A 13,220-nucleotide genomic window follows, 5' to 3' on the forward strand; every position below is an offset into this window, starting at 1 on the left:
ATACAAATATTAAATTCATGCAGAAATGGCAGAGGAAATAGAAAAAGCTCTAGACATTGATAATATATTGCAAGATTATCCGTTGAACTGAAACAGCAGAAGAATTCACTAATACCTCAGCATAAATATTAGCAATGAAGAGTGAACTAAGCATACAATAAGAAAAATCAGACAAATAAGAAATTTAAATATAAGAATGTATGAATGGACAAAGATGATAGCTTAGAGAAAAAATAGACAGAGAGGATGAGTAAGATGTCATATAGCTTTAATGAAATTATCCCAAGGAAGGGAACTAATTCTTTAAAATATGATTTTGCTGAAGAGAGGGGAAAACCAAAGGATATCTTACCATTATGGATAGCTGATATGGACTTTAAAGTGCCTGAGGTGGTTTCTAAGAGGTTAAATGAGTTAGCAGCACATGGTATTTTTGGATATAGTGAAGTGGGTACATCCTATTTTGAAGCGGTTTCTAATTGGATGGCGACTTATCATAACTGGAAGGTCAAAGAAGAATGGCTAATCAAGGCACCAGGAGTAGTATTTGCTATTGCTATGGCAATTAGAGCCTTAACGAAAGAAGGTGATAGTATACTAATTCAACAACCTGTTTATCATCCTTTTAGTAAGATAATTTTAAATAATGATAGAAAGTTAGTGAGTAATACGCTCATTTATCAAGATGGGAGATACTCTATTGACTTCGATGACTTTGAAGAAAAGATTGTAGAACATCAGGTTAAGCTTTTCATTCTTTGCAATCCACATAACCCAGTAGGAAGAGTATGGACCAAAGAGGAACTTATCAAGCTAGGAGATATTTGCTTAAAGCATCAAATTCTTGTGGTAAGTGATGAGATTCATCAAGATTTTATTTATCAAGGCTATAAACATGAAGTATTTATGAATCTAAATAAGGCGTATGAAGAGATTACGATTACTTGTACAGCCCCGAGTAAAACTTTTAATTTAGCAGGCCTTCAAGTATCTAATATTTTTATTGCAAATGCAAGTGTTAGACGGAAGGTAAGAAAAGAAATTGCTAGAATAGGTTATAGTCGATTAAATAGTGCCGGGTTAGTAGCTTGTGAAGCAGCTTATACAGAAGGGCGAGAGTGGCTTGAGGCACTTAAAACTTATCTTATGGGAAACCTTGAATATTTAAGGAAATTCATAGAGACAAAGTTACCAGAAATTAAGTTAGTAGAACCAGAAGGAACATACTTAGTATGGTTAGATTTTAGTGCATTAGGGTTAAAGGAAGAAGCCCTAGAAGAGTTTATTGTAAAGAAAGCAAATTTATGGCTAAATAGTGGTTCAATTTTTGGAGAGTCAGGACAAGGATTTGAGAGGATTAATATTGCTTGTCCTAGAGAGATTCTAAATCAAGCTTTAGAGCAGTTATGGATAAGTATTAAGGCATTAAGAGTATAAGAAATAATAAGATTATAGATATATAGAACAAAAACAATAAAAGATAATAAAAGTAAATTAAAAAGTTAAATAGTAAAAGGAAAAGAGAAACAAAAAGAAGATTAAAGTGTTTCCAGTCAAGTAGACAGGTAAAATACTAAAGAATATCTTAGTTCCAACCTTATTATTAGGGTTGGAATTTTTTACATTATACATGTTGTAGATTAGTAGTCCATTTCATCCGACTGGAAAAATAATGATGAATATGGGATAATAGGTGCATAAGTATTTTGAATTTATAAGAAAGAAGCGAAGAAGAGATGAGAGATCAAGTAGAAAAATATATTGATATTCATTATGCTTATGAATTTGCAAAAAAATTAGAGACCTATAAATGTAATACAAAACTTGGTTTTAGGACAGCTGGATCTAGGGCAGAAATCTTAACAGGGCAGCTTATTTATAAAGAGATGCAGCAAATTGGATTAGAGCATATTACTAAGGATGAAATTACTGTAGATAGTTGGGAATTCCAAAAGGCGCAATTAAGTTTTGAGGACTTAGATGGTCAGAGTTATCAATTTGAGTTAGGAGCTTATCAAACGCAGTTTCAAACTGAAGGACCACAAAAATTCTCCATGGTTTATTTAGAAAAGGGGACAGCTGAGGATTATAAAGGTGTTGATGTAAAAGGAAAGTTAGTATTAGTAGATATTAATCAAAGAGATGAATGGTGGATTAATTTTCCGGTTTATGAAGCTTATTTAAAAGGTGCAGCAGCTTTAATTGCAGTACAAGCAAGTGGATATGGTGAGATAGATCAAACAGCACTTAATGCACAAGATATAGCTGGCCCCAGTGAAGCGGTGGCTTTTTCTATTTCACAAAGAGATGCCTATTATTTAAAAGAGGCATTAAAGGTTAGGTCGGAAATAGAGGTTACCTTTGATGCTATTTCTATTGTAAAGCCCAATCAAAAGACGTATAACATCGTAGGAAAGATACAGGGGACAGACCCTGATGCTATGATTTTGCTTTCAGCACATTATGATTCTTATTTTGAAGGTTTTCAAGATGATAATGTGGCAGTGGCTATGATTCTGGGCATTGCAAGGGCAATAAAGCAAAGTGGTTATAAGCCAAAGCGTACACTTGTTTTTGCCGCTATGGCTGCAGAAGAGTGGGGACTTATTAATTCTAAGTATGACTGGTCTACAGGAGCTTATGAAGAAGTCTTCCATGTACACCCTGATTGGAAAGGAAAAGTAATTGCAGATTTGAATTTTGAATTACCTGCTCATGCACACGGGAAGAAGGATAAAGTACGTTGTGTTTATGAGTATGCAGAGTTTATTGATGCGTTTATTAAAGAAATAAAAATTCCTGAGGAAGCCTATCCGGAAGGGATTGAAGTGACCTATCCTATTGAAACATGGTCAGATGATTTTTCTATTGCTATAGCAGGAATTCCATCTATGGTGAATGATTTTAGTAGTGGTAGCTTTATGGAGACACACTATCACTCACAGTTTGATAACAAAGATTTTTACAATGAGGCAGTCTATACATTCCATCATAAGTTTTATACCAAGTTAGTTATGGCATTAGATCAGACAGCAGTTGTACCACTAAACTTTATGAGATTATTTGAAGAAATGGGGAGAAGTCTCTGTTCCATAGATCAATCATTAATGGATATAAAGGTAATTAATATCTTACTAAATGAGCTAAAAGGATTGAGTAAACAGCTTTATGCCTATGTGCAGCGTGTAAATAAGCAATATTTGACCTATTTAATGCAGGAGAATACTGAAAAAGCGGCGGAGATATATAGGGATTATCGTTGGTTAGAAAAACAGTTATTAGCCGGTTTTGCTAGAGAACAGGACGAACTTGTAAGACTTAATTGGCATGATGAGGTATACTTTCCACATGAAATAATCATTAAGAATTTACAGTGTATAAAGAAAGCTATTTTAGCTTTAGAGGAAAAAGAGATTATAGAAGCATTATCTTCAATTTATCAAATTGATAATAACAAATATGCCTTTTTATTTGAAAAACAAGTCTATGAATATTTTACAGACTATGTGCTTTGTCAACCTATAGATAGAGTAAAGTGGGGAGCTGGAAGGATTATCGGGCATGAGGATTTATTTGATATTGTTCATAGTCTGAAAGCAAAAATAAAAATGGGACGACCTAATGTAGAGAATGAAATAAGACAGTTAGAAGAAGTCTGTCGAAGACAACAGAATTTATTAGATGATATATTAAAAGATGAGAAGGATTTTTTAGAGGCATTTTATAGTTATATGGCAGAAATACTTGGTAAGCTAGATAGAGATAAACTATAACTAGCTTATGAAATGATTAAATAAAAGTGTGTGAACACTTGAATATCTCGAAATTATATCCAACTGATAAGGAGAACATTAAATTTTAATTTTTAATAAGGACTGAATAATTACAAATATTTAATATCTGAGGAGAGGCATCGCATGTCATTAAATGAAGTCTTAATGTTTATTATGGGAATTGGCGTTATAATTGGAGCGGTTGATTCTATTCTGGGTAATAAGTGGGGATTAGGTGCAAAATTTGAAGAGGGTTTTATGTGCTTAGGACCGACTGCTTTAAGTATGGTGGGAATTATTTGCTTATCCCCCTTTCTGGCAGAAGTATTAAAGCCAGTTATTATACCTGCTTTTCACTTGTTAGGTGCAGATCCGGCTATGTTTGCTAGTATTTTGGCTATTGATATGGGAGGTTATCCATTAGCAATGGCACTAGCAGAGAATCCACAAATAGGACAGTTTTCGGGACTTATTGTTTCAACTATGTTGGGGGCGACAATTGTTTTTACTATTCCTGTAGGATTAGGTTTGATTCCAAAGCAAGATCATACCTATTTTGCTAAAGGTTTATTAATAGGTTTAGTTCCTATTCCTTTTGGAAGCATTATAGGTGGTATTTTAATGGGACTACCTATAAAAGTTGTTATCATTAATAGTATCCCTATTTTACTCATTGCACTATGTTTAATGCTAGGTCTTATTTTTAAGCAAAAGCAGATGGTAAAAGGTTTCAGCTATTTTGGAAAAGGTATAAAAATGGTTACTATCATAGGACTGGGTTTAGCAGCATTTACATATTTAACTGATATAGAGGTTATTCCTAATATGCCAAGTATTATGAGTTGTATGGAGACAGTATCAGGTATTTGTATTGTACTTTTAGGAAGTTTACCACTGATGACACTTATTTTAAATTTACTTAAGAAGCCTTTTGAAAAGTTAGGTGAATTACTTGGATTAAATGCATCTTCTATTGGTGGAATTTTATTCTCTTGCATTAGTGTGTTGCCGGTATTTAAACTTTTTCCAGAGATGAATGAAAGAGGAAAAGTAGTAACTACAGCATTTTTTGTAAGTGGTATTGCGGTATTTGCTGCGCATCTGGGTTATACAGCTGATGTGGCTCCTGATATGTTATTACCGATGATTATAGCAAAATTAAGTAGTGGTTTTATAGCTATTATATTGGCAGTGCTTATGACAAAAGCAGAGGATAACTTATAAAATAAGCATAAATGTTGCCAACAGAGATTGAATAACAAAAGTACTTATTAAGTAGAAGGTGGGGTGAAAAGCATAGGTTTTAGTGAGCGAGATGATTTAGTTTATAGAAATAAGAGTATAAATGATGAGAATATTTAACTTTGCAATAGACACATGATTAGTAGAAAGAAGCCTTGAGGTATAGCTTATAGAGATGACTTTATAAGCTTAAAACTCAAGGCTTCTTTTTATATAAAGTTGATATAAGATAGGGTTTAGTTAGATACTATTTTTAACACCTTGAAACGGTGAGAGTTAATTTTAAAATTAAAGGTATTTTTACTATTTACGATATCACCAGTAATGAAGCTATTACTATCCAAGTCTTGTAGTTTACAGCAGTTATTATCAATTATCAAGGAATACTCACCTACATGGTCCGTGAAGTTATAAAGGATAATCGTTTCATTATCATAAAGGAATACACTAAAAGGAGCAGGTCCATTAACTTCAAGTTTAAAATCTTTAAGGCATAATTTCCTTATATAATTTAATACATCTTGAGGGAGCTTTTCTAAGCTACCGTATTCATCAGGTATGTTTAAAACATACACTTGGCTATTGTGATAGTTGGTTTGTAGAAGAATAGGGTAACTTTTATTATTAGTAAGTGCTGCAATTGTATTTTGAGTATCGTTTGTAGCAAACTCAAGTATTGGGAAAGTAATAGGTTCTGGGCTTGTAGCATAGTGATTATAAGCACAACTGTACCAGCCAACACCAAAATGATTAGAACTTATTTTAGAATCAGTTACTTTAATATCTATTAATTCATCTAATCCTTTTTGGGCCATGGCCTTTACGAAGCCAGAGGTAAGAATAAGTGTATGCTTTCCTTTTAAGTAGTCTTTTAGCTTACTGATAATATGTTTGTCACAAGCAGCAGATGCTGTTAGGAAAAGTGTATTTGCCTCCATAGGAAAATATGGAGTAGGCTCGAAAGGAATGCCTAACATACCTAAAGAACCGTGAAGGTAATTTTCACCAGAAGAGTGGAAAGGTTTATAAGTAGCTACACCTATAGGTGATCCTAACATAGGCATAAGTCTATCAACATGTTCAAAAGCATAGCCAAGAACAGGAACAGATATAAGATCTTCTCTAATAAGCGTACCTAAAGAATAAATAGTTGCTTCTTTAGCCTTACTAAGCAATGTCAGATAAGCTTGTTCGGCTACACTATTTAAGTTATAGCTACAGTCTAATGTATCAAACCATCCCCCCATATTGCCATTTGGTCTGGTATTTTCTAAATAGCGCATTGTAAAGTAAGAAGAATAGCGTTGTAAATTTTGTTGGGTATGAAGAGGATCTCTGGTTTCTGTACCTGTGTAAATACCATCAAATAGGAATGAGCTCATTTCTAGATTATAACCAGATTGTTGATATTCTTCATACCAGTTAGGATATTTAATAATCACTTGTACATTAGGATTAACAGCTTTAGATTCTTTGATAACAATTTCTTCTGATACTTTTTTAAGAAGTTGCGTACGATACTCTGCCCAAGATAAATCTTTTTTTCCTTTAATACAAAGCTCACATTTACAGTGAGTAAAGAAAAAATCATCGATGACGTAGCTATCAAAAAGCTCAGCCGTATATCGTACAATAGCTTTAATATCTTCTAAATCTTTAGGATTGGAGTAGCAATAGGTGGTAAATAAATCAGAGTCATGATTTGTAGGAGTAGTGGTTAAAGTAATTCCTCCAGCTGTTTCAATATTATTTTTTTGGCACAAATCCTTCATTCTTATAAGTGTTTCTTTTGAAACATATTTGCCACCACGATGAGTTTCTAGATAGATTTTTGCAATAGGCGCACGAGCAGTAATCCAGTTGAGTTTTTCATCTAAAAAATCCCACAGATTATGTTGGCTAATATAATTAATTTCAGGTTCATTAAAAAAGATTGCAGTTGAAAAATTCTTAGTATTCATTTTAGCACGCTCCTTTGTAATATAGGTCTTAGATTAATAGGTGTAGATAAACCAATTGCAAATATAGTTTATGTATATAGGGATTTTACTTGGAGTGATCGAAAAGATTGAAAATGATTACATAAAATAGTTTATCTACAATCTATGATAGGGTATTTTATGTATAGAATACATAGAGAATATTATAAAGATAGACCTGTAAAAACTAAAACAATATCAAGATAAAATAGTAAAGATTGAAATAATACTTTTTGACTTAACTAGTACTTTACACATATAATTAGGAGAAGAATGGGTGAAAAGGTAATTTATTAAAGGGGCGATAAGATGGAAAAATATATTATTGCAATGGACCAAGGAACAACGAGTTCAAGAGCTATTATTTTTGATAAACAGCAACATATAATAGGAAGTAGCCAAAAGGAATTTACACAAATTTATCCTAAGGAAGGCTGGGTGGAACATGATCCAATGGAGATATGGGCTTCTCAGTACGGTGTACTTCAAGAGGTTATGGCAAAGAACAATTTAACACAGGAAAATATTGCCGCCATAGGCATTACTAATCAAAGAGAAACTACAATCATTTGGGACAAAGCAACTGGAGTACCTATTTACAATGCAATTGTATGGCAATGTAGAAGAACAGCTGACTTTTGTGAAGAACTCAAAGCAAAGGGGTGGGAAGACTACATCAAGCAAAACACAGGACTCGTTTTAGATGCCTATTTCTCAGCTACTAAAATTAAGTGGATTTTGGATCATGTAGAAGGTGCCAGAGAAAGAGCTAACAAGGGAGAGTTACTTTTTGGAACGGTAGATACTTGGCTTATTTGGAAATTAACCAATGGGAAAGTACATGTAACAGATTATACGAATGCATCTAGAACCATGATTTTTAATATTAATACATTGGAATGGGATCAAACATTATTAGACCTACTTGATATTCCAAGATGCATTTTGCCAGAAGTGAAAAATTCTTCTGAAGTATATGGGTATGCTAATCTAGGAACAAAAGGTGGGATACGTGTTCCTATAGGAGGCGTTGCTGGTGATCAACAAGCTGCTTTATTTGGACAAGGCTGCTTTGATAAAGGCGATGTAAAAAATACTTATGGAACAGGTTGCTTTGTACTCATGAATACAGGTGATGAGCTAGTAAAAAGTAAAAATGGACTTTTAACAACTATTGCTATTGGATTAGATGGACAAGTACAATATGCACTTGAAGGTTCTGTATTTGTAGGTGGAGCAGTAGTACAGTGGCTTAGAGATGAACTACGATTAGTGAATGACTCTTCCGACACAGATTATTTTGCAAGTAAGGTAAAAGATAGTGGAGGCGTCTATGTAGTACCTGCCTTTGTGGGATTGGGGGCACCTTATTGGGATATGTATGCCAGAGGTGGCATTGTTGGATTAACCAGAGGTACTAATAGAAATCATATTATAAGGGCATCTCTTGAGTCTATAGGTTATCAATGTAGAGATGTCATTGATGCAATGATAGAAGATGTAGGACATAAGCTGACTTCTATTAAAGTAGATGGTGGAGCCAGCAAGAATAATTTCCTTATGCAGTTTCAAGCAGATATTATAGGAGCAGAAGTAGTGAGACCTAAGGTCGTTGAAACAACAGCACTTGGAGCAGCTTATTTAGCAGGCTTAGCTGTAGGCTATTGGAAAGATAAGCGTGAGATTTTAGAAGAATGGCGAGTGGATTGTACTTTTATACCAAGCTTAGAAGAAGAGAAACGAGATAAGGCATATAGAGGTTGGAAAAGAGCCGTTAAGCGTTGTATGGCGTGGGAGATAGAAGATCAATTAGAACAATAGCATAGAACAGTTAATAAAAAGCACAAAAAGATATCTTTTTGTGCTTTTTATTATACAAAAGGAAGGCATTAGTGTTACTTTTATGATATGCTGTTGTCATATATCTTTTGAGATAATAAATGTAAAGGGGAACTTTATGGGGGATTCAAAACAAATGATATCAAGAAAGCAAGCTAGGCAGTTTCTTATCAACTATCACAACTTAAATGATAGTCAAGGTTACGTAGGAATGGCAGGAATAGTTGCTTATTTTAAGCAGGTAGGTAGTATTCAATATGATCCATTAAATGTAGTAGGAAGAAATGCAGACTTAGTATTACAGTCTAGGGTAAAAGATTATAAACCGGAAATGCTACAAGAACTTTTATATACACAACATAAGCTAGTGGATGGGTTTGACAAAGAAATGTGTATCTACTTGGCAGAAGATTTTAATAGATTTAACAGAGTAAGAATTGCTCAAAGTGAGAGCACGAAAAATACATTGAATTACCGTAATCAACTTGGTGCACTTGATATATTAGATGAAATTAGGGAATGCATTATCACAAAGGGGAGAATAGGATCAAAGGATATCTCTATTGGTGAAAATAGAGAAAGTCGTTGGGGGCATAAGAAACTTTCAAGTGCAGCACTTGATTATCTGTATAATATAGGTGAGTTATGCGTAGCCGATAAAATAGGGACCCAAAAGATATATGACTTTACAGCTCATGTTTTAAACAAGAAAGATTTACAAATAGAAGATTTTAAAAGCGAAGAGGATTTTCTAGATTGGTATGTAAAACGCAGAGTATGTAGTGTTGGTTTATTGTGGGATAAAAGAGGCGGTGCTTGGCAAGGACAGTTTTTTTCAGAGAAGAAGCTTAGGGAAAGAGTATTGCAGAGGTTAGTTGAAGAGGGAGAAATAGTACAGTTATTTGTAGAAGACATAAATGTGCCTTTTTATTTGGCAAAAGAACATATACAATTTTTTGATGCTGATGATAGTAAAAGTAAGGTGAAATTTTTAGCACCCCTTGATAATTTGCTATGGGATAGAGAGATGGTTTCTAAATTATTTGATTTTGACTATCGTTGGGAAGTATATACGCCTATAGAAAAAAGAAAGTATGGTTATTATGTTTTACCCGTTTTATATGGAGATAGAATGATTGCTAGATTTGAACCAGAAAAGATAAGGAGAAATACACCATTAACTATTAAAAATTGGTGGTGGGAATCAGGAGTGACTATTACAAGTGAGATGTTAGAGGCAATTGACAGCAGTATAAAAGAGTTTGCAAATTACCTAGAGGTTCCTGCTCCTGTAAGCTTACCTATATAGCTTAGCTCCCTATCAGATATTTACTTAAACTTATTCAAATAAAGCATAGTAACATAGTGAGAGGGGATAGTTATGAATGAACGACCCAATTTATCAAAAAATATAAATAGTGATCAATTTAGAGACTTTTATTATCTGAAACAGGAGCTAGTATCCTTTTGTCGTGCAGAAAAGCTTTCGACAACTGGAGGAAAGCAAGAGTTAACAGAACGTATTGCACATTATTTAGAGACAGGTGAAAAGAAGAGAGCAATACCAGCGAATAAAACAACAATTGATATAGGAGATATAACCAAAGATAGCATAATTGAGAATAATTTTAGATGTTCTGAAAAACATAGAGCGTTTTTTAAGGAAACAATAGGAAAATCATTTTCCTTTAATGTAATATTTCAGAAATGGTTAAAGTCAAATAGTGGAAAAACTTATCAGGAAGCTATAGAAGTCTATTATCAAATAGTAGAAGAGAAGAAACAAGGATTAACCAAGATAGATAAACAGTTTGAATATAATACTTATATTAGAGATTTCTTTGCTGATAATGAAAGCAAGACTCTTGAAGATGCTATTAAGTGTTGGAAATATAAAAAGAGTATTCAAGGACATAACAGGTATGAGAAGAAAGATTTAAAAGCATTGACACAATAGAAGATAACAAAAAGTCGTCTAAAATTGGACGGCTTTTATTATGTTATAAAATTGTATGGATACAAAATAAAATACAATAGTGAATAATCTAAATAAATGTTTCCATATACTATCATTTATGCTAACATACCTTTAATTTCCGGAAGAAATAAAACAATTGTATCGGTACAAAAATGTAAGAAGGAGAATGGATATGAGTGATAGATTAGAGCTTAATAAGAATTTAGCCCAAATGCTAAAGGGCGGCGTTATTATGGATGTTGTTAATGCTAAGGAAGCTATTATTGCAGAGAAAGCTGGAGCTGTAGCGGTTATGGCTTTAGAAAGAGTCCCTTCAGATATTCGTAAACATGGTGGAGTTGCCAGAATGTCTGATCCTAAGATGATTAAGGAGATTCAAGCTGCTGTTAGTATTCCAGTTATGGCGAAAGTGCGCATTGGACATTTTGTAGAAGCACAAATTTTAGAGTGTTTAGAGATTGATTATATTGATGAAAGTGAAGTATTAACACCTGCAGATGAAGATTATCACATTAATAAGCATGATTTTAAAGTGCCTTTTGTATGCGGTGCACGTAACTTAGGAGAAGCACTTCGTCGTATTGGAGAAGGAGCTTCTATGATTCGTACAAAGGGAGAAGCAGGGACAGGAAATGTCGTTGAAGCTGTTAGACATATGCGTACCATGAATAGAGATATCGCAAGAGTTGTAGGAGCTACTAAAGAAGAACTAATGACTATTGCCAAAGAATTAGGTGCACCTTATGAATTTATTTTAACCATTAAAGAAACTGGTAAATTGCCAGTAGTTAACTTTGCAGCAGGTGGAATAGCTACACCAGCAGATGCAGCACTTATGATGCAATTAGGTGCAGATGGTGTGTTCGTAGGGTCTGGTATTTTTAAATCTGAAAACCCACAAAAAAGAGCAGAAGCCATTGTTAAAGCAACAACTTACTACAATGACCCAAATGTATTAGCTGAGGTATCAGAAGAATTAGGTGAAGCCATGGATTCATTAGATATAAGACAGTTAGATGAAAAGCAGCTTTATGCATCAAGGGGATGGTAGAATGAAATATATTGGTGTATTAGGCTTACAAGGTGGTGTAGAAGAACACCATCATCTTTTAGCTCAGTTACCAGAAGTAAAAAGTATTGATGTTAAGTATATCAGCCAATTAGAGGAAATAGATGGTTTAATTATTCCTGGTGGTGAAAGTACGACACTAGGTAGATTGCTTAGAGTCTTTAATATGCTGGAACCTTTAAAACAAAAGGTTCTAGCAGGTTTGCCAGTATGGGGGACTTGTGCAGGTATGATTCTATTAGCCAAAGAAATAGAAGAAGAAACTACTAAGCATCTAGAAGTCATGGATATTACGGTTAGACGTAATGCATATGGAAGACAGTTAGGAAGCTTTGAAACAATGCAGCAGGTTAATGCTGTGGAGAAAGCTATTCCTCTTGTTTTTATTAGAGCACCATTAGTAAGTAAAATAGGAGAACAGGTAGAAATTTTAGCGGAAGTAAGAGGAGAAATAGTGGCATGCAAAGAAAAAAATATGCTGGCGACTTCCTTTCACCCAGAATTAACGACTGATACGAGCTTTCACCATTATTTTGTAAAAGATTTATGCTAAAAGAAATTACAGTTATAAACGTATATCTAGACGTTTATAATTTCAGTTAAAATATAAATGATATGATAATATTTTCTAGGCATGATCTTGAAGAAAATCAGGAGAAAGATTTTATAGATGAAAACCAGAAAAGGAACCATGAGAGAAAGCTCAATATATTAAAAAAAATAGGATGAAAAGATACCTGTCCTTAAGAAATAACAAACTTGCAAGAAGTGGAAAATAATTATTATTAAATAGTATTTCAAAATAGGTAGATTTATTGTTATAATAAGTTATACTATATATTATAAAACCTATTTAAGGAGAAATAAAAATGGCAGGAAACAGAATGATTTGTCACTGTAAACAAGTTGACTATATAACTATTAGAAAAGCAATGATTGAAGGAGCACGTACTATAGAAGAAATCAAAGAAAAAACAGGAGCAAGTACAAGCTGTGGTCGCTGCACTGGAGCTATTGAAGAAATTTTAGCTTCTGTATGTGGTTGTACAGGAACATCTTTAGCTTCTGTAGTTGAGGCAGTAAAAAATGGTGCTGACACAGTTGAGAAGGTTGGAGAAGTTACAGGAGCAGGTACAGCTTGTGGTAGATGTAAAGCGCTTGTTCAAAATGTTATTGATACTAAAAGATAGTAAGTTTCATAATAAGGTGCTTAAATAGTAAGAGAGTAACTCTTAAAACAATATTAATAAAAGGTTTAGGTAAGCAAAATTTACCTAAACCTTTTATTAATTGAAAAGAAATAATCAAATAGATTATAGAGAAAAAGTTGATTAAACAAA

At 33.5% G+C, this 13,220-nt stretch carries 10 protein-coding genes; 9 read left to right on the forward strand and 1 reads right to left on the reverse strand.

Annotated elements, in window-relative coordinates:
* Nucleotides 1-255 precede the first annotated feature (255 nt).
* The 3 genes from EKH84_RS05630 (at nt 256) to EKH84_RS05640 (ending at nt 4,997) form a co-directional block, all read left to right on the forward strand.
* Nucleotides 256-1,437 (forward strand): MalY/PatB family protein, encoded by a 1,182-nt coding sequence (locus tag EKH84_RS05630; RefSeq protein ID WP_127065513.1) that lies wholly within the window; start codon nt 256-258, stop codon nt 1,435-1,437.
* A gap of 299 nt (nt 1,438-1,736) precedes the next feature.
* The gene (locus EKH84_RS05635; protein ID WP_127065514.1) at nt 1,737-3,773 is read left to right on the forward strand and encodes a M28 family peptidase; all 2,037 of its coding nucleotides are present in this window, start codon (nt 1,737-1,739) and stop codon (nt 3,771-3,773) included.
* Nucleotides 3,774-3,917: 144 nt separating this feature from the next.
* Nucleotides 3,918-4,997, forward strand: a complete 1,080-nt coding sequence (locus EKH84_RS05640) for an ethanolamine utilization protein EutH (protein WP_127065515.1) — start codon at nt 3,918-3,920, stop codon at nt 4,995-4,997.
* A gap of 254 nt (nt 4,998-5,251) precedes the next feature.
* On the opposite strand, the gene EKH84_RS05645 is transcribed toward EKH84_RS05640, so the two are convergent.
* Nucleotides 5,252-6,976, reverse strand: a complete 1,725-nt coding sequence (locus tag EKH84_RS05645; protein WP_127065516.1) for a permease — start codon at nt 6,974-6,976, stop codon at nt 5,252-5,254.
* Nucleotides 6,977-7,303: 327 nt separating this feature from the next.
* Here EKH84_RS05645 and glpK point away from each other — a divergent pair, with 327 nt between their 5' ends.
* The 6 genes from glpK (at nt 7,304) to EKH84_RS05675 (ending at nt 13,070) form a co-directional block, all read left to right on the forward strand.
* Complete coding sequence (glpK, locus tag EKH84_RS05650; RefSeq protein WP_127065517.1) at nt 7,304-8,815, forward strand: glycerol kinase GlpK; 1,512 nt, start codon at nt 7,304-7,306, stop codon at nt 8,813-8,815.
* A gap of 136 nt (nt 8,816-8,951) precedes the next feature.
* Complete coding sequence (locus EKH84_RS05655) at nt 8,952-10,142, forward strand: DNA glycosylase AlkZ-like family protein (RefSeq protein ID WP_127065518.1); 1,191 nt, start codon at nt 8,952-8,954, stop codon at nt 10,140-10,142.
* 72 nt (nt 10,143-10,214) lie between these two features.
* The gene (locus tag EKH84_RS05660) at nt 10,215-10,790 is read left to right on the forward strand and encodes a DUF6434 domain-containing protein (protein ID WP_127065519.1); all 576 of its coding nucleotides are present in this window, start codon (nt 10,215-10,217) and stop codon (nt 10,788-10,790) included.
* A 193-nt stretch (nt 10,791-10,983) separates the two neighbouring features.
* Nucleotides 10,984-11,862, forward strand: a complete 879-nt coding sequence (pdxS, locus tag EKH84_RS05665; RefSeq protein ID WP_127065520.1) for a pyridoxal 5'-phosphate synthase lyase subunit PdxS — start codon at nt 10,984-10,986, stop codon at nt 11,860-11,862.
* A gap of 1 nt (nt 11,863) precedes the next feature.
* On the forward strand, nt 11,864-12,433 hold the full coding sequence (pdxT, locus tag EKH84_RS05670) for a pyridoxal 5'-phosphate synthase glutaminase subunit PdxT (protein WP_127065521.1): 570 nt from the start codon (nt 11,864-11,866) through the stop codon (nt 12,431-12,433).
* Nucleotides 12,434-12,749: 316 nt separating this feature from the next.
* Complete coding sequence (locus EKH84_RS05675) at nt 12,750-13,070, forward strand: (2Fe-2S)-binding protein (RefSeq protein ID WP_127065522.1); 321 nt, start codon at nt 12,750-12,752, stop codon at nt 13,068-13,070.
* The last annotated feature ends 150 nt before the right edge of the window (nt 13,071-13,220 follow it).

It is taken from the genome of Cellulosilyticum sp. WCF-2 (assembly GCF_003990395.1).
Taxonomy (GTDB): Bacteria; Bacillota; Clostridia; order Lachnospirales; family Cellulosilyticaceae; genus Cellulosilyticum; species Cellulosilyticum lentocellum.

Excerpts from the sequence above, each read along its gene's own strand:
- EKH84_RS05675 (WP_127065522.1), top strand. The coding sequence starts at position 12,750 with ATGGCAGGAAACAGAATGATTTGTCACTGTAAACAAGTTGACTATATA.
- glpK (WP_127065517.1), top strand. The coding sequence starts at position 7,304 with ATGGAAAAATATATTATTGCAATGGACCAAGGAACAACGAGTTCAAGA.
- EKH84_RS05640 (WP_127065515.1), top strand. The coding sequence starts at position 3,918 with ATGTCATTAAATGAAGTCTTAATGTTTATTATGGGAATTGGCGTTATA.
- pdxS (WP_127065520.1), top strand. The coding sequence starts at position 10,984 with ATGAGTGATAGATTAGAGCTTAATAAGAATTTAGCCCAAATGCTAAAG.
- pdxT (WP_127065521.1), top strand. The coding sequence starts at position 11,864 with ATGAAATATATTGGTGTATTAGGCTTACAAGGTGGTGTAGAAGAACAC.
- EKH84_RS05645 (WP_127065516.1), bottom strand. The coding sequence starts at position 6,976 with ATGAATACTAAGAATTTTTCAACTGCAATCTTTTTTAATGAACCTGAA.
- EKH84_RS05635 (WP_127065514.1), top strand. The coding sequence starts at position 1,737 with ATGAGAGATCAAGTAGAAAAATATATTGATATTCATTATGCTTATGAA.
- EKH84_RS05660 (WP_127065519.1), top strand. The coding sequence starts at position 10,215 with ATGAATGAACGACCCAATTTATCAAAAAATATAAATAGTGATCAATTT.
- EKH84_RS05630 (WP_127065513.1), top strand. The coding sequence starts at position 256 with ATGTCATATAGCTTTAATGAAATTATCCCAAGGAAGGGAACTAATTCT.
- EKH84_RS05655 (WP_127065518.1), top strand. The coding sequence starts at position 8,952 with ATGGGGGATTCAAAACAAATGATATCAAGAAAGCAAGCTAGGCAGTTT.